This window comes from Mesorhizobium sp. 113-1-2 (assembly GCF_016756475.1).
Lineage (GTDB): Bacteria > Pseudomonadota > Alphaproteobacteria > Rhizobiales > Rhizobiaceae > Mesorhizobium > Mesorhizobium loti_C.
Genome location: NZ_AP023242.1, coordinates 3,195,203 through 3,211,730, shown reverse-complemented (window position 1 = coordinate 3,211,730; position 16,528 = coordinate 3,195,203). Strand labels below are relative to the sequence as shown.

Genomic DNA, 16,528 nt, shown 5'->3' with positions numbered 1-16,528 from the left:
GGCCAGCGCAACCGGTCGCGACAGCTTGAGCCGTACCCGACGCAGGGCCGTGTAATCGGCTTCTGCAAGGCATGATTTATTGCCGAAAAGGGGGACGGGCATGTCAGTCAAGGGCTTTATGCCAGGCACCGGGGCTGCCGGACAACCTGCAATACTGGTTGTTATCCTACATGGCTGGGGATCGACGGCACAGGCGATGGGCGACGTCGCCGAAGCCACTCGTGAAGCATGGAAAGGTACGCATCGCGTCGACACGTTCGTCCCGCTGCTTGCCTATCATCGCTCACTCAGGTCGGCGCGAGCTGTCGACGTCGTGGTGAAGATACTCGAAGACATAGACGAACTCGTCAAAATCAAGCCACCCTACGAACACATCATCCTGATTGGGCATAGTCTTGGGGCCACGATTGCGCGGCGTGTGTTTTTGGTCGCATCGGGCAATCCTCCCGGCTTTGCGACCGAGAAGATCTTTCAGCACCAGCAAAAACGGGAATGGGCCGACAAGGTGCGCCGGATCGTCCTGCTGGCGGCCTTCAATCGCGGCTGGCAGATTTCGCCGCGCCTCAGCTGGTGGTATTCAATCGGCTTCAACATCTGCGGCCTGATAGGCCACCTTCTGCCACGCTGGGCACCGACCATTTTCGACATTCGGCTGGGTGCGCCATTCATGGCCCAGACGCGCCTGCACTGGCTGGCCTATCGACGCCAGCAACTTGCCTCCGGACCGCCGCAGGAGACTTCACAGGCTGCGGGGCCAGCGACATCGCATGAGCCGATACTGGTACAACTCATCGGCAGCACGGACGACCTCATATCCCCTTTCGACCAAGTCGATATCGTTGTCGACGGCAATGCTGAGGGCAGCCCTTCCTACTTCCTGATCAAACTCGACAAGACGGATCACCACAGTGTCATCCGCTTCACCGCGACAGACGACGATCAAGCGGCGGCTCAGGCACGCAAGAGCCGGTTTCTGGTCGCATTAACGGGCACGAAGCGAGATCTAATCGACAAAGCGACTAACCCTTCGTTGCTGATCGACGAGATCGAGAAGCCCGATCCCAAGGTTAAGCATACGGTGTTCGTCATCCACGGCATCCGCGACGACGGCTTCTGGACCCACCGTGTCGCGGAAAAGGTGCGAGAACTGAACAAGCCTCCGACGATCTTCCGCGCCTGGACGCCCACCTATGGCTACTTCGCCATGCTACCCTTCATCCTACCCTGGATACGCCGCCAGAAGGTGGAGTGGTTCATGGATCAATATGTCGGCGCGGTGGCGCAATATCCGAATTCGAGCTTCCACTATGTCGGCCATTCCAACGGTACCTATCTCGCCGCGCGGGCACTCGTCGACTACCCGGCCTGCACCTTTCGCAATGTGCTGTTTGCAGGCAGCGTGGTGCGGACCGACTATGACTGGAAAACACCGATTGGACAGGGACGCGTGGAACGCTTTCTGAATATTGTTGCCAGCAGGGACTGGGTGGTGGCCCTTCTGCCGAAAAGCCTCGAAGGTTTCCGCAGCTTCGACCTGGGCGGAGCCGGCTTCGACGGCTTCAGGCAGGCCAAACGTGACGCCCCTCCCGAGATCGCTGAGCGCAGATATGTAGAGGGCAGCCATGGCGCCGGCATTGCGGAAGCGCAATGGGACAACATTGCCAAGTTCATTGTCGATGGCCAGGCTCCATCGGACGATGCCGCGGGCTTTGTCGAGGAACAGTGCCAGTGGCTGAAGGCTGTGTCACGCACGCGGGCCACTCTATGGGTGCTCGCGGCAATCGTCATCCTGGCTGTGCCGGCTTGGGTGCTGTCCACCGGCATCAGCATCTGGGCGTGTGCCACAATTTTGCTGATCTATGCCCTCGTCGTGAAATTTGTCGTCACCCGCGTGTGACCGGAGAGGACCCGGATCCTCGCATACGGTCGACTCGGGGCTCGATGCACGCGGCCCCCCGTTGACGCAGCCGGCCAATCCCATTATAGAACCAATTAGTTCCAGAACTATATGGTTCCATAATGGCCGTTCAACTCTCCCTCGACGACACATTCGCCGCGCTGGCCGACCCGACACGTCGGGCGATCCTGGCCCGGCTGCTCGATGGCGAAGCCTCGGTTGCCGAACTGGCGCAACCTTTCGCGCTCACCGTGCGCGCGGTCTCCAAACATGTCGGCGTGCTGGAGCAGGCCGGCCTCGTTACCCGCAGCCGGGCGGCGCAAAAACATCTCAGCCGCATCGAACTCAAGCCGCTGCGCGATATCGACCGCTGGCTGGATGACTATAGAAAACTCTGGGAAGACCGTTTCGATCGCATGGAAGACCTCCTGCGGCGCGGCGCGGACAGGCCGGAATGAGCGCGCCCGCATCCTCGACGGCCGACCGCAGCTTTGCCATCGAGCGGATCTTCAACGCCCCGGTCGAACGCGTCTTCCGGCTGTGGACCGATCCGCTTCTGGTGGCGCAGTGGTGGGGCATCAGGGACTGCACCATCCCGCTTTGCCAGCTCGATGTGCGCGTCGGCGGCCGCTGGCGCATCGACATGCTGACCGCGAGCGGCGCGCTCTACCGCAACCAGGGCAGCTATCTCGAGATCGTCGAGAATGTCAGGCTGAGCTATCGCGACGAACCGGATCCCGAGATCCAGGAATGGGCCGGCACGCCGCCCGGCGAGAGCCGCCACACGGTCAGCTTCACGGCCGACGGTGCGCGCACTCATGTCCATTTCGAAGTCACCTTGGCCAGCCCCGCCGACCGTGAGCGCCTGCTGGCGCTCGGCATGCGCGGCGGCTGGATGCAGAGCTTCGACCGGCTGGAACAGTTGATCAGCACAGGAGCCGACCATGCTGGCTGAAAACGCCAAGCCGACCACGCAAGCTGTGTTGTCGCGGGATGGAACACCGATCGCCTGCGAGCGCCGGGGCCAGGGCCATCCGCTCATCCTCGTCGACGGCGCGCTCTGCTCGCGTGCCATGGGTCCGAGCGGCCCGCTGGCCAAGGCGCTGGAAGGCGATTTCACCGTGTTTCGTTACGACCGCCGTGGCCGTGGCGACAGTGGCGACACCTCGCCTTACGCGGTCGAGCGCGAGGTCGACGACATCGAGGCCGTGCTGCAGGCCGCTGGCGGTGAAGCCTATGTCTGGGGCATGTCTTCGGGCGCCATGCTGGCGCTGATGGCGGCGGCCCGCCTGCCCGGCATCAGCAGGCTCGCGCTCTATGAAGCGCCGCTGATCGTCGACAACAGCCGCGCGGCCACGCAAGACGACTGGGCAACGATCCGGCAAGCCATCGCCGACGACCGGCGCGGCGACGCCGTGAGCGCCTTTCTCAAATCGGTCGGCATGCCCGGCCTGCTGATCGCGGTCATGAGACTGACGCCGATCTGGCGCAAGCTCAAGGCGGTGGCGCACACACTGCCCTATGACGGCGCTATCGTCGCCGGCGACCAGCTCGGCAAGCCGCTGGACCCCGCCCGCTGGACCACGCTCGGCGTGCCGACACTGGTGACCGATGGGGGAAAAAGCCCGCCATGGATGCGCCATGGCAACAGGGCGTTGGCGCAGGCTCTGCCCAATGCGCCTTACCAGACACTGCCAGGCCAGAACCACATGCTGAAACCCGCAGCGCACGCGCCGGTGCTGACGGCATTTTTCAACGGGCGGGATTGAGCGGACGCCAACCCGAGGCGAACAACAGGAAAATTTGACCATGCAGCTTCATCGCGATGGCTCAGCAGGCCGGTTGACGCGCCATCGCTTTCACAGTGGCGGTCGTGCTTGCCACCAGCAGAGGCCGTGCACGTGAACGGGGCCAGCACGGCCGGATTCTGACCTGGATCAAACCGCGTTGCTGAAAAGTGGCTAGAAACGCCTGAACGGCGCCCGCCGCGCGGGCGGCGAAGCAGGTGGCACCCATGTTGGAATACAGCGTTGAAGCCAGACGGACCGATGCGCAAGGCAGCGTGGCCACGGCCAAGAACGCCGCACTCGTTCTCGACACCAGTCTCGAGGGCCGGGTCGATGCCTTCAATCCAGCCGAACTGCTTCTGGCGGCGATCGCCGCCTGCATGATCAAGGGCATCGAGCGCGTCACCCCGATGCTCGGCTTCAAACTGCGCGGCGTCAGGGTCGCATTGCATGCCGTTCGGCGTGACAGCCCGCCGGGGATTGCCTCCATCGACTACGAGCTTGTCGTCGACACCGATGAAACCGACCAGCGGCTGGAACTGCTGCACAAGAACGTCCGCAAGTACGGCACGATTTCCAATACAGTCGCCGCCGCCACGAAACTCGAAGGCAAGATCAGGAGAAAAGCATGAGCCGCCTGCATGTCGAAAACCACCAGGTGTCGCGCATCGGCTGGCTGCGCGCCGCCGTCCTGGGGGCCAATGACGGCATCGTCTCGACAGCAAGCCTGATCGTCGGCGTGGCGTCGGCCGCGGCGCCGGCTTCGCAGGTTCTGGTCGCCGGCATAGCCGGCCTGGTGGCAGGCGCCATGTCGATGGCGGCCGGCGAATATGTCTCGGTCAGCTCGCAGTCGGACACCGAGAATGCCGACCTCGCCCGCGAACGCCAGGAGCTCGAGACCCAGCCCGAATTCGAGCGCGAGGAGTTGGCGCAGATCTACGTCAAGCGCGGGCTGGAGACGGACCTGGCCCGCCAGGTCGCCGACCAGCTCATGGCCAAGGATGCACTGGCCGCGCATGCCCATGACGAACTCGGCATTTCGGACATGACCACGGCGCGGCCGATCCAGGCGGCGCTGACCTCGGCGGCAACCTTCAGCGTGGGCGCGGCAATGCCGCTGCTCATGGTGCTGGTGTCGCCGGCCTCCATGCTGGTGCTGGCGGTTTCGCTTGCGTCCCTGCTCTTCCTCGCCCTGCTGGGCGCCATCGGCGCCAAGGCGGGCGGCGCCAACATCCTTCGCGCAACGTTGCGCGTCACCTTCTGGGGCGCCTTCGCCATGGCGCTCACCGCCGGCATCGGCGCGCTGGTCGGCACCGCGGTGTAGACGCCCGACGCCCAGATCCCGAGGTCATTCCTGTTTCTTGCTGCTGCTGATCTTATCGCGCGCGGCCCATACCTCAATGAGCAGCATCGTCACCGTGACAGCCAGGGGTCCCAGTATGAATCCTGGAGCCCCGAACAGGGCGAGCCCACCTATCATCGATATGAAAGCGGGAATTGTGTGAAGCCTCAGCTGGTTTCCGACCAACATCGGACGAAGGACGTTGTCGATGCCGCCTACAACAATACCGCCCCAGCCCGAGAGGATTAGGGCCTTGCCCCAATCACCATCAAGCAAGAGGAGGATTGCTGCCGGTATCCACACGACGAACGAACCCAACACTGGCACGACGGAAAGCAGACTCATCACCACGCCCCAAAGAAGGGGCGTCGGCAACCCGAGGATCCAGAACATCAGCCCGCCCAAGGAACCCTGAACTGCCGCCACGGCGAGCGTCCCGTATACCGTGGCATGGACGGTATCGAACACCCGCTGAAACAGTCGCTCGGTGTCTGCGTTCTCCAGCGGTATCCAATCGCGAAACAGGCGCGCGATTGCGTTCCGATCACGCAAGAAATAGAACAGCATGTAGAACGTCAGGAGGACTTCCGCCACCTGCAACACGGAACCCTTGACGAAGGTCGCACCGGCGTTGCTCAGCCATGTTGCGAGGCTCGCCATAATCGACGGCAGATCGATCTGTTGATTGATCCACCTTCCAATGGGTGCGATGCCGGGATGGGCGTCCAGGAGACGTTGGAGCTCTCCATCGGCCACCCGGGTTCGGACGGAGGCTGCCCCGGAAGCAGCTTCCTCCACCAAGCGCTCTACCAGGAAAGCCGCCGGGACAACGACGAGCAGTACTATCGTCAAGACCGAAACCATCGCCGCAACGTTGGGGTGTTTCAACTTCGTCTCGATCCAGGGATGGAAACGGACAAAGAGGATTGCCAGGGCCAACGCCCATGTGATCGCGCCCAAGAATGGCTCGGCCAAAAGCACGCAGACGACAATCCCGCCGATCGCGGCGGCGGCCAGTACAAGTGTGCCCACGTGGCTTCCACGAACTCGTGGATTGTCGGCGTTCATCTTGCCAACACCGAAACGGTTCGTCCGGGAATTTCCTTCACGTATCCAACCCTTGTTGACATCCAACTCTTCTCCAACCGACGACTGGTCATGGATCGGCTCATTGAATCCGCGGCTAGGCCTTCAGCCGCTCCCCCCAGAATGGCTTCAGCAACTCCAAGCATGCCAGCACGGCGGATCCCGCGGCAAGCGTTACCACCAGATCGTCGAGGTGTAGCGGTCCGAAGCGGAAGAGACTGGTGGCAAACGGCCACAGAAGGGTACCGCCCAGCATTGAAGCAACGGCCACGACAACGATCATGAGCGACCGGTTCGGCCTGATGAGCGCGGTCAAGAGCGACGCGCTGAAGGAGCGGTTGACAAAAATCAGCCCCACGATTGTCAGCACCAGCGAGAAAAAAATCAGGGCGCGGACTTCGTTCTCAGCCATGCCCTGTCTCAGGGCGACAAGGTAAATGGCCGCGAGAAGCGCGAAGGCGAGCGCCCCCTGGATCAGTCCCCACCCGATCAACGCCCCGGAGAACAGTGGCGAGTCCGGATTGCGAGGCGGACGGCGCATGACATCGTCTTCTTCGCTTTCAGCCTCGAAGACCAGCGAGCACACGGGATCGATCACCATCTCCAGAAAGGCGATATGTATCGGCCCGAACAGGATCGGCAGGCCAAACAGCAACGGCAGCAGCGAGAGACCCGCGATCGGCACATGGACCGCGAAGATGAACCCCATGGCCTTGCGCAGATTGTCGAAGATGCGGCGGCCAAGCCGAACGGCTTTGACGATCGAACCGAAATCGTCGTCGAGCAGCACGATCGACGACGCCTCGCGCGCGACGTCGGTGCCGCGGCCACCCATGGCAATCCCGATATTGGCTGCCTTGAGGGACGGCGCGTCATTGACCCCGTCCCCAGTCATGGCGACGATTTCACCGCTCGACTTCAGCGCGCTGACGATGCGAAGTTTCTGTTCGGGCATGATGCGCGCGAACACGGTCGCACTTTTCACACGCAGTGCCAGCTCGTCGTCACTGAGCGCTTGCATCTCACTGCCGGTCACCACGCTTTCGGCATCGAGGCCCGCCTGACGCGCGATCATTTTGGCGGTTGCCGGGTAGTCGCCGGTGATCATCATCACCCTGATGCCGGCGGAACGGCAGTCGCTCACGGCTTCGGGAACGCGCGCGCGCAGGGGGTCCGTCAGGCCGACCAGCCCGAGAAATTCGAATTTGAAATCGTGTTGCGTCTTCGGCAAGTCGGTGCCGCGATGAGACCCGTGGGCCACGCCGAGCACACGCAGCCCCTCGGCCGCCATGGCCTCGACCGAGCTCTTCAGGGCCTTGAAGTCCCTTGCGTTCAGATGGCACAGCGCCCCGATCGCCTCTGGCGCGCCTTTTGCCGCAACCAGCGAATTGCCATCGCCACGTGTCGATTGCCAGACATTCGACATCGCCAGCAGTCCGGGTCGAAGCGGATATGCGTGGACCAGTTCCCAATCCGGTTTGTCCAGAATCCTGTGCTCGGACAGCCGTTCCTTGCCGAGTTTGTGAAATGCGATCTCCATGGGGTCGAAAGGAATCTGGGCGCTGGCAAGCACACCCGTCTCGACCAGATCGGCGAACGCCGCCGGCAGGTCGGTGCCCGGCTTGTCCGCCATCCGAAACGACATTCCATCCGCGGACCGAAGTTCGGCAATCGTCATCCGGTTCTCGGTGAGCGTGCCTGTCTTGTCGGTGCAGAGGATCGTCGCCGAGCCAAGCGTTTCGATCGCGGCGGCCCTGCGGGTCAGGACGCGCGCCTGCGATATGCGCCACGCACCCATGGCCATGAAGATCGTCAGCACGACGGGAAACTCTTCCGGCAGCATCGACATGCCGAGCGCGATGCCCGCGAGCACGGCGTCAAGCCATCCGCCCCGCAGAAGCCCATAAAGCAGGACCGCGACGAGGCTGACCGCGCCGCCGACCATTGCGAAAATGCGTACGACGCGCCGCATCTGTGCCTGCAATCGCGGCGGTTCCGTCTCCATTGAACTCAGCGAGTGCCCTATCTTGCCGATTTCACTTCGTGGCCCCGTCGCCAGGACTTCGCCCATGCCCGAACCGCGAACGATCAGCGAACCCGAGAATATGAAAGGCAGGTCGTCACCGCCTGGTCGGCATTCGCTCAGTGGCGGGGCGCCGTCGGCGGCAATCTTTCGGACCGGTACGGATTCGCCGGTGAGCAGGGATTCGTCGCTCTGCAGATCCTGGCTCTGGAGAAGCCTGGCATCGGCCGGTACCCGGTCACCCTCGCCGAGCACGACGAGATCCCCCCGAACAACCTCGCGACCGGCAATGCGCTTGCGTTCACCACCGCGTATGACCAGGGCGCGAGGGCTGGTGAGATCACGCAGCGCTTCCAGGACACGCTCGGTGCGTGTCTCCTGTATGATGGTTATGCCGATTGACATCGTGGCAAAGGCCAGCAGGATCAGCGCTTCCTCCAGATTGCCCAGAATGAGATAGACAACGCCGCCGCCAAGCAGGAGCGCCAGCATAGGCTCGCGAATGACCTCGAAGGCAATCCGCAACGGCGTGCGTTGGTTGGACCTCGGCAGTTCGTTGTACCCTTCGGCGGCAAGCCTGGCTTGCGCCTCGGCCTCCGAAAGGCCTGGAAAGGGATCTGTCGGCACCTCGGCCATGTCAGCTATCCTTGATGGCCTGTTCGACGCAAGTTGGCTCGTGGAAGGACCTACCTGCTTCGCGGCGCTGATAAAGGACCATCATGAAGCGAGGTAGAGGGCTCAGTGTGACAGGAGGATGGGGAGCCGCAAATCCGCAAGAACACCCTCGGTTGCGCCGCCGAGCACGAAGTCCCTGACCCGCGAATGACCGTATCCACCCATGACCAGCAGCTTGCCACCAATCTTTACGGCATGCTCCTGGAGAGCGGCGCCTATCGAACGGTCGCCCGCTCGGATCGCAGCGCTTTCGACGGTCAGTCCCCGCACCCGCAGGCCCTCGGCAAGGCGTTCGCCGATGTCCTTTCCGGGAAGCGGCTTTTCGTCGACCACGCTGATGACCGTGATCCTGGCGGCGCGTTCCAGGAACGGCCGCGCGTCGGCGACGGCCCGTGCCGCCACGCGGCTTCCATCCCAGGCGATGACGACATGGTCGAGCACACCAACATCCGTCGCTTCGGGAAAAAGGAGCGTCGGCCGGCCTGCGCCGAACAGTATGGCCTCGGCAGTCATGCGCGCCGTCGGATTGTCCGCGGCCAGGCCGACCAGTGAGAGATCGAAATAGCGGCTTTGTTCCGCGGCAGCATCACCCATCAGGGCCGGCGGCGCCGCGATCTCCTGCTGGGTCAGGGTCACCGCGCCCTGTGAGGCCTCCTTGGCAACCGCCTCCAGCAAGATCTTGCCGCACTTGCGGCTGGTCGCCTCGACCTCTCGAATCTTGCTTGGAAGATCGAGCAGATAGCTCGAAAGCGCGTTCGAAACGTCGGGAATGTCGACATCGACAACGACCGCATGAAGCGCTGCCCCCACCTGCCTGGCGAGCGCCACTGCATTCGAGGCGACCTTCGCCGTATTCGCTTCGGGATATGTAGCCAGCGCGAGACATGCCATGAGTTTCATCGGATTTCGCCTCTATTCCATCGGCGGCCAGATGGCCAACGGCATCTTTAGCCCAATGGATGGGTCAGGCTTTGATTCAACGCAAAACCTCCAGACGCTGAGGCTCCGATGATTGCCTCTCAGCGCATCTGCCAGCGATGCCCCCAAAATCGGGCTCCGTTGGATCGCCATGAACAGGCGACGTGGCCTTCACTATAATCTGTTCGCCAACCAGCGAAGTGCCTTGGCCATTGTGCTCACCGCCGATATCGGCGCGCTGGTCGGAATGGCGGTGTAAGCGGCGGGCCAGCCGGCCGCTTGCGATGCCGGTATCACCCGTGCCATCTGTCCGGTTCAACGGACAGACCCGCAGCAGCATGGCAGCACGACCACCCACCGGGAAACCACCCGCCGGCAAGCCGCCAGGCGTCAGCCTGAACCGCGCGCTGTCAAAGCTCGGCCTGTGCTCGCGCACGCAGGCCGAGGTGCTGATCGCCGAGGGGCGCGTGCGCGTCGGCGGCAAGGTGGTGCGCGATGCCGCGCGGCGCGTCGACCTGAACCGCGACCGCATCGCCGTCGATGGCGAAAAGCTGGTTGCCGAGCGCAAGGTCTATGTCATGCTCAACAAGCCGCGCGGGCTGGTCACCACCCGCGACGACCCGCAGCAGCGCGACACCGTCTATGCCTGCCTCGAAGGGCTCGATCTGCCCTTCGTTTCGCCGGTCGGCCGCCTCGACAAGGCCAGCGAAGGCCTGCTGCTGATGACCAACGACACCCACTTCGCCAACCGGCTGATGGACCCGGCCTCGCATCTGCCCAAGACCTATCATGTGCAGGTCGGCACGGTGCCTGACGAAGCGATGCTGGAGACGTTGCGCGCGGGCGTCACCGTCGATGGCGAGACCCTGACCGCCAATTCGATCGCGCTCTTGCGCAGCGGCGGCCGCACCGCCTGGCTGGAGATCGTGCTCGACGAAGGCCGCAACCGCCACATCCGCCGCCTGCTCGCCGCGCACGGCATCGAGGTCAAGCGCCTCATCCGCATCGCCATCGGCGGGCTGCCGCTAGGCGACCTCGCCAAGGGCACGGCGCGGAATCTGACGCCGGAGGAGCTGGCGTTGCTGGCGGAGTGAGCAGTGAGGCTTCGCCCCACGAAGCGCTATTCGACGTCGATGCTCACGACCGTCTTATGGGCATTTCCCGTATAGGTATGGGTCGAAAACGTCACCTCATCGTGTCCCTTGAACCCGGGATTCGACCGGTAAAGCCCCTTGATGCCGTTGACCTTGTGCGTGTTGCATTTCCAGCGCTCGTTCGATTTGGGGAAACCGGAATAGAGCTTTGCGTGCACGAGCCTGACCTTGCCATGGCTTGGGCCGGCGATGACCCTGACATCGTTGGCGCCCGCGCTCGAACAATCCACATTCAGGCTGACATCCCTGAGGATATAGATCTCCTGTCCGGACAGCGCCGTCTTTCGATAGCTCTCAGTCCCCGCGGCCGCCGGCCAGGCCGCCAGTCCCAGGACCGTCAATACCGCCACGAAACCTGCCGTTTTATGCACCATTTTTCAGCGATCCCCTGGCTGCATGAAATCCCTTCGGCGAAAGGCGGGCGATTGCAGCGCCGCCCGCCGTTTCCCGCTACTCGACCTTGATGTTGGCAACATATGTGAAGGCGTTGCCCAGATAGGTGTGGACCGAGATTGTGACCTGGTCCCAACCCTTGAAGCCGGATTTCGACCGGTAAAGCGCCTTGATGCCATTCACCATGCGGGCATTGCATTTTGAACGCTCGTTCGACTTGGGATAGACCGCATGCACCTTGCCGTGGACGAGTTTTACATTTCCGTGGCTCGGGCCGGAAACCACGCGCACATCATCCTTGCCGGCGCTGGAGCAGTCCGCGTTCAGGCTCGCGCCACCGAAAACATAGATCTCCTGGCCCGAAACCGCGGTCTTCTGGTAAGTGGACGAGTGGGTGTAGGCGGCCGCCGGAAAGGCCGTAAATCCCAGAAGCGCAAGCCCCGTTATCACACTTGTCACGCGATAATTCATGTCAGCTCCCCCAGACCGGTGAATTCTCCCATCGATGGTTTTATGATAGCCGCAAACAAGCCGCCAATCACGGAAGCAGCCCCATCAATCAATTCATGGTTATCAGAATAGAATCGAAACAAGATCTCGGTACCTCGGCTTTCAATATTCAATCCGCACGGAGGAGGAATATACTGTCGTCAGGCCAGTCAAAAAGAACTGTAAAAAGCGACCAGAACCAAGAATAAACGCCATAGCGAGACAGCCGATCGGCCGCGAATTTGCCGGATAGTGACCCGACTTCCGCAAACAACACAGCCATGGGCACGGCTCGCCACCGAAAGATCCAGCGTTGCTGGCCGGTTAAACGGCGGACTGCATTGCCCGGTCTGCCGCTGAGCTCGAGAAACCGGCCGAGACCTCCCGGCCCGGGACAGGCGCCCCAGAAAAATTCACCCCCCACCGATGATTTCCGCTCATCCGCGCTGTCTTCACCTACAGGCGCCGGAATTGTCCGGGCCGGAGAAGCGAGGTGAGCCATGCAATCGTTGAAAGGTCAAAATGTCGTCGTGGTCGGAGGCAGCCGGGGTGTCGGCCGCTCGATCGCGGAAGCCGCGCTCGCCGAAGGCGCAACCGTGCTTGCCGTCGCCCGCGGGGCGGAAGCCTTGAAGGAGCTCGCCTGGGAAGCCCCAGGCGTCAAGATACTCGCCGCCGACGCCACGCAGGACACAACACCCGACGCGGTGTTCGCCGCGCTGCAGCCGGATGTGCTGGTGATCTCGGCCGGTGCCTTCGCTGCGTCGGCCTGCATCCAGGACCAGAGCTGGGACGATTTCTCGGCGAATTGGGAGACGGACGTCAAGGCATCGTTCCTGTTCTGCAGGGCGGCGCTGCAGGGCCGGTTGAAGCCGGGCAGCCGCGTGGTGCTGATCTCCAGCGGCGCGGCATTCAGCGGCGGGCCGCCGAACTCCGGCGGCTATTCCGGCGCCAAGCAAATGCAGATGTTCCTTGCCGCCCACAGCCAGAAGGAGGCCGACCGGCTTGGCCTCGGCCTGCGCTTCATGGCGCTGGCGCCGATGCGCATCATGGCCGGCACCGGCGTCGGCCAGCGCGGCATTCTAGGCATTTCCGCCTATCTCGGCATCAGCCCGGCGGATTTCCTGGCCAGCTTGAGCGATGTGCAAACACCCGCCGATGTCGGACGCGCCGTGGTCGCGCTCGCCGGCGGCAAGGTGCAGGGCACCGCCTTCACGGTGAGCGGCAGCGGCCTTGCGGCGGCGGCATGAGGCGCGCAGGATGCAAGGCGAATTGCGCACGGCAGGCTCGACATGACTGATGCTCCCGGCCCGCTTGAGCCGCTGGGCCCGACAGGCCGGCCGATCCTCGATCGGCCGGCCTTCGAGCGCCTGACGGCGACCCACCGCCGTGAACTGAAACTGCACTGCTACCGGATGATGGGCTCGCTGCACGAGGCCGACGATCTCGTCCAGGAGACGTTCCTGAAAGCCTGGCGCGGCCGCGCGCAATTCGACGGGCGCGGCTCGCCGCGCGGCTGGCTCTACACCATCGCCACCAACGCCTGCCTCAATGCCATCAAGGCGCGGGCCACGGCACACCGCATCCTCGAAATGCCCGCACGGCCGCCGAGCGAAGGGCGTGCCGCCGCCGGGCCGGCCGCCGAGCTTGCCTGGCTGGAGCCCTACCCCGACGCCGAACTGCCTGATATCGCCGATGGCGAGCCCGGCCCTGACGCGCGCTACGAGACAAACGAGGCCGTGCGGCTGGCCTTCGTCGCCGCCATCCAGCTGCTGCCGCCCCGGCAACGCGCAGCCCTTCTGCTGTGCGACGTGCTGGGCTGGTCGGCGCTGGAGACCGCGCAGTTGCTGGGCGGCTCGACCGCCTCGGTCAACAGCGCCCTGCAGCGGGCGCGCGCGACGCTTGGCGAGCGCTATCCCGGGGGACGCCCCTTGCAGCGATCGCAGCCCAATGCGCAGGAAAGCCAGCTGCTCGAACGCTATATCAGGGCCTGGCAGGCCGCCAATCTCGACGGCTTCATCGCATTGCTGCGCGAGGACGCCACCTACCACATGCCGCCTTGGCGCGACTGGTACCAGGGACGTCAGGCGATCCATGGTTTCTTCAGGACCGTGTGGGCCAATTTCGCCGGCTATCGTGCGGTGGCGACACGGGCCAATGGCCAGCCCGCCGTCGCCATCTACGCGCGGCGCCATCAGGAGCTGGAATGGCGTGCCCAGTCGCTGCACGTCATCGAGCCAGCCGATGGCGGCATCGCCTCGCTGACGATCTATGTCGCCCCGCTCGGTCCCGGCCTGTTCGCCGCCTTCGGCCTGCCGCCAATGATGCAGGAGAGCTGGTCCGAACCGGAAGCGTGATCATCGCATCTCTCTCCTGACAGAAAGCTGGCAGGAGGCCTGGCCTATAGATCGGTCGGAAAGCCCGGCCGCGGCTTCAGCAATCAAGGAACCCTGCGATGAATTTCGTCTCTATCCGCATCATCACGTCAGACGTTCAGCGCCTCGTGCGCTTCTACGGCGAGATCACCGGCATGCCGGTGACGGTCTACACGGAAGACTTCGCCGAACTCGCGACACCTTCCTGCACACTGGCGATCGGCAGCACGCGCACCTTGATGCTGTTCGGCGGCGACATCGCCCGCCCCGCCGACAACCACACCGCCATCCTCGAATTCCGCGTCGGCGATGTCGATGCCGAATTCGCCAGGCTGTCGGATTTCATCCGGGACACGACCGTGCAGAAGCCGACCACCATGCCCTGGGGCAACCGCTCGCTGCTGTTTCGCGACCCGGACGGCAATCTGGTGAATTTCTTCACGCCGGTGACGGCGGAGGCGATCCGCAAGTTCGAGAAATAGGGGGCGGTGGCGCGGGGTTTCGAGTTGGTCAGCACCTGCATCGGAAATTAGCGAGCTCACCCAACGCGTTCGTCATCAACTCTGAGAAATGGCGGCGTCCCTTAGTCTTGCATTTAGGGTAACGATGATCTTTCGCATGACGGCAGCGATTGCCACCATCGGCTTTTTTCCGTTGGTGACGAGGCGTTTGTAGAAGGGTGCGAATTCGCCCTTTCCAGCTGCGGCGCGCAGGGCCGGCATGAACAGTGCGGTTCTAACATCAGGGCGTCCGCCACGGATTTTGCGGTAGCCTTGCTTTTGTCCGCTGTCGTTTGGGTGTGGTGCAAGGCCAGCAAGGGCTGCAGCTTTGCGGCGTGTCATGGAGCCGAGTTCGGGCAGGATAGCCAAGAGCTTGGCCGCCACGATCGGGCCGAGACTGTCCATGGCCGTGCAGATGGCGGCTCGATGCTTAAGGGCGCTGCTGTTGGCGATCAGTTCGCGGATCTCGGCATCGATGATTTGGAGTTGGCGCTCGACGACTTTGATCACGGCCTCGAAAGAGGTCGCGAGCTTGCGGCCGCCAGGTGCCTTGGCACGGTTCTTCTCTGCGACCTTGATGGTGATGAGTTCCTGGCGGCGGCGAACCAGCGCGCGCAGGCTGGTCTCATCGGCATCGGGCGCCTGCCAAAGGGACAGTTTTGCCCAGCGTTCACGACCGTAGGCTCTCAACATCGCGGCATCGATGGCATCGCTCTTGCCGTGCGTACCGAAGGAGCGGATGTAGCTCTTGACCTTGAGCGTGTCGGCGCGATGGCAGGCAATGCCGGCGCGCAGGCACTCTTCGAGCAGTAGGCTTTCATGGCCGCCTGTCGGCTCGCACACGACAAGGTCGATGTGTTTGTAGCTCTTCAGGAAAGCACGGACAGCTCTGCGCTGATTGAGGATGGTGCCGGTGGTAGTCCCGTCGGCGGCGGTGACGGTGTCCTTGGCGATGTCGAAGCCGAGGCACATTTGCGGTTGTTGGTGCAAGAAGGCCATGCTGGTGGTATCCTTGTCGGGCTTCGGATTGTTTGCGGGCGTGGCGCGAGCCAGCGGCCAATCAACTCTCCAAGCGATGGCGGACAAAGACGGCAGGGACCATGATGACGTCGGGTGTTACCCGGTCCTAAGGGCGGTCGCCTGCCGCCGGGACTGCTGGCTGTGATGGGCCGCAGTCCCGGCCGCCAAACTACCCGATCCTTCTCAAACAATCCTAGGGCGCAGCAAGGAGCGAAGCGACGCGGCGCAGACCCTAGGATGACGAACGCGAGGGGGCGTTCGCGCCAGCCTTGTCGCTATCCTACTTCATATTCCACTTGCGCACGACCGGCTCGCTCGGATCATGCTCGTAGCCAAGCACGCTGATGCTGGCCGTATCGAGCACGAACAGCGCCCCGCCCTCCGGCGGCAGGCCGAGCCAGCGGGCGGTGAGCACGCGCAGGAAATGCGCGCTGGAAAAGATCAGGATCGAGCCGCCAGCTTCGCGAAGCTGTATGATGATCCTGTCGGCCCGGGCACCGACATCGGCCGCCATCTCGCCTTGCGGACAGCCGTCGCGAAACACGTTCCAGCCCGGCCGCTCGGCTAGGATCTCTTTGGTGGTGCGCCCCTCATAGGCGCCGTAGTCCCACTCCTGCAGATCGTCGTTTCTGACGCTTGTCGCGCCAAAGCCGGCCAGCACGCTGGTGTTGTAGGCGCGCTGCGAGGGGCTCGACCAAACCGCCGAGAACGACAGGCCCTTCAGCCGCTCCGCCACGCCCCGGGCGGCGTGCTCGCCGGCCGGCGTCAACGGCATGTCGGTGCGCCCGGTATGCTGCCCCGAAAGGCTCCACGCCGTCTCGCCATGCCGGACCAGATGGATTTGGGGATAGGCACTGCTCATACGCTCGACC

17 protein-coding genes are annotated in these 16,528 nt (G+C 63.4%); 10 read left to right on the top strand and 7 right to left on the bottom strand.

Annotation, left to right across the window (positions count from 1 at the left end; all coding sequences use genetic code 11):
* Positions 1–100: 100 nt before the first annotated feature.
* The 6 genes from JN279_RS15460 (at position 101) to JN279_RS15435 (ending at position 5,008) form a co-directional block, all read left to right on the top strand.
* Positions 101–1,897, top strand: coding sequence for an alpha/beta hydrolase (locus tag JN279_RS15460; RefSeq protein WP_202353231.1), 1,797 nt, complete (start codon positions 101–103; stop codon positions 1,895–1,897).
* A 122-nt stretch (positions 1,898–2,019) separates the two neighbouring features.
* Entirely contained in the window at positions 2,020–2,355 is a 336-nt protein-coding gene (locus JN279_RS15455; RefSeq protein WP_202353230.1) for an ArsR/SmtB family transcription factor, read from the top strand.
* A complete protein-coding gene (locus JN279_RS15450; protein WP_202353229.1) occupies positions 2,352–2,852 on the top strand; it encodes an SRPBCC family protein in 501 nt (166 codons plus the stop codon). The genes JN279_RS15455 and JN279_RS15450 overlap by 4 nt, the downstream gene beginning before the upstream one ends.
* A complete protein-coding gene (locus JN279_RS15445; RefSeq protein WP_202353228.1) occupies positions 2,842–3,666 on the top strand; it encodes an alpha/beta fold hydrolase in 825 nt (274 codons plus the stop codon). The genes JN279_RS15450 and JN279_RS15445 overlap by 11 nt, the downstream gene beginning before the upstream one ends.
* Positions 3,667–3,911: 245 nt before the next feature.
* Positions 3,912–4,316, top strand: coding sequence for an OsmC family protein (locus JN279_RS15440; RefSeq protein WP_096448491.1), 405 nt, complete (start codon positions 3,912–3,914; stop codon positions 4,314–4,316).
* Complete coding sequence (locus JN279_RS15435; RefSeq protein ID WP_202353227.1) at positions 4,313–5,008, top strand: VIT1/CCC1 transporter family protein; 696 nt, start codon at positions 4,313–4,315, stop codon at positions 5,006–5,008. The genes JN279_RS15440 and JN279_RS15435 overlap by 4 nt, the downstream gene beginning before the upstream one ends.
* A 24-nt stretch (positions 5,009–5,032) precedes the next feature.
* On the opposite strand, the gene JN279_RS15430 is transcribed toward JN279_RS15435, so the two are convergent.
* The 3 genes from JN279_RS15430 to JN279_RS15420 all read right to left on the bottom strand — a co-directional run bounded on the left by JN279_RS15430 (position 5,033) and on the right by JN279_RS15420 (position 9,710).
* Positions 5,033–6,160 (bottom strand): AI-2E family transporter, encoded by a 1,128-nt coding sequence (locus JN279_RS15430; protein ID WP_244734604.1) that lies wholly within the window; start codon positions 6,158–6,160, stop codon positions 5,033–5,035.
* Between the two features lie 49 nt (positions 6,161–6,209).
* Positions 6,210–8,771 carry a cation-translocating P-type ATPase gene (locus JN279_RS15425; RefSeq protein WP_096448497.1) on the bottom strand — a complete coding sequence of 854 codons (2,562 nt, stop codon included), beginning with the start codon at positions 8,769–8,771 and terminating at the stop codon, positions 6,210–6,212.
* 102 nt (positions 8,772–8,873) lie between these two features.
* Positions 8,874–9,710, bottom strand: a complete 837-nt coding sequence (locus JN279_RS15420) for a universal stress protein (RefSeq protein WP_096448499.1) — start codon at positions 9,708–9,710, stop codon at positions 8,874–8,876.
* 356 nt (positions 9,711–10,066) lie between these two features.
* Between JN279_RS15420 and JN279_RS15415 the strand changes: the two genes are divergently transcribed.
* Complete coding sequence (locus JN279_RS15415; protein ID WP_096448501.1) at positions 10,067–10,822, top strand: pseudouridine synthase; 756 nt, start codon at positions 10,067–10,069, stop codon at positions 10,820–10,822.
* Between the two features lie 26 nt (positions 10,823–10,848).
* Here JN279_RS15415 and JN279_RS15410 read toward each other — a convergent pair whose 3' ends face one another.
* On the bottom strand, positions 10,849–11,256 hold the full coding sequence (locus JN279_RS15410) for a hypothetical protein (RefSeq protein WP_096448503.1): 408 nt from the start codon (positions 11,254–11,256) through the stop codon (positions 10,849–10,851).
* 76 nt (positions 11,257–11,332) lie between these two features.
* Entirely contained in the window at positions 11,333–11,746 is a 414-nt protein-coding gene (locus JN279_RS15405; protein ID WP_096448505.1) for a hypothetical protein, read from the bottom strand.
* A gap of 518 nt (positions 11,747–12,264) precedes the next feature.
* On the opposite strand from JN279_RS15405, the gene JN279_RS15400 reads away from it, so the two are divergent.
* The 3 genes from JN279_RS15400 to JN279_RS15390 all read left to right on the top strand — a co-directional run bounded on the left by JN279_RS15400 (position 12,265) and on the right by JN279_RS15390 (position 14,618).
* Positions 12,265–13,011: an SDR family NAD(P)-dependent oxidoreductase gene (locus JN279_RS15400; RefSeq protein ID WP_202353226.1), complete on the top strand. Its 747-nt coding sequence runs from the start codon at positions 12,265–12,267 to the stop codon at positions 13,009–13,011.
* 42 nt (positions 13,012–13,053) lie between these two features.
* Entirely contained in the window at positions 13,054–14,118 is a 1,065-nt protein-coding gene (locus JN279_RS15395) for a sigma-70 family RNA polymerase sigma factor (protein WP_202353225.1), read from the top strand.
* Positions 14,119–14,216: 98 nt separating this feature from the next.
* Entirely contained in the window at positions 14,217–14,618 is a 402-nt protein-coding gene (locus JN279_RS15390; RefSeq protein ID WP_202353224.1) for a VOC family protein, read from the top strand.
* 75 nt (positions 14,619–14,693) lie between these two features.
* On the opposite strand, the gene JN279_RS15385 is transcribed toward JN279_RS15390, so the two are convergent.
* Both JN279_RS15385 and JN279_RS15380 read right to left on the bottom strand, forming a co-directional pair.
* Complete coding sequence (locus tag JN279_RS15385; RefSeq protein ID WP_096447894.1) at positions 14,694–15,635, bottom strand: IS110 family transposase; 942 nt, start codon at positions 15,633–15,635, stop codon at positions 14,694–14,696.
* Positions 15,636–15,936: 301 nt separating this feature from the next.
* Positions 15,937–16,518 (bottom strand): histidine phosphatase family protein, encoded by a 582-nt coding sequence (locus JN279_RS15380; RefSeq protein ID WP_202353223.1) that lies wholly within the window; start codon positions 16,516–16,518, stop codon positions 15,937–15,939.
* Positions 16,519–16,528: the final 10 nt, after the last annotated feature.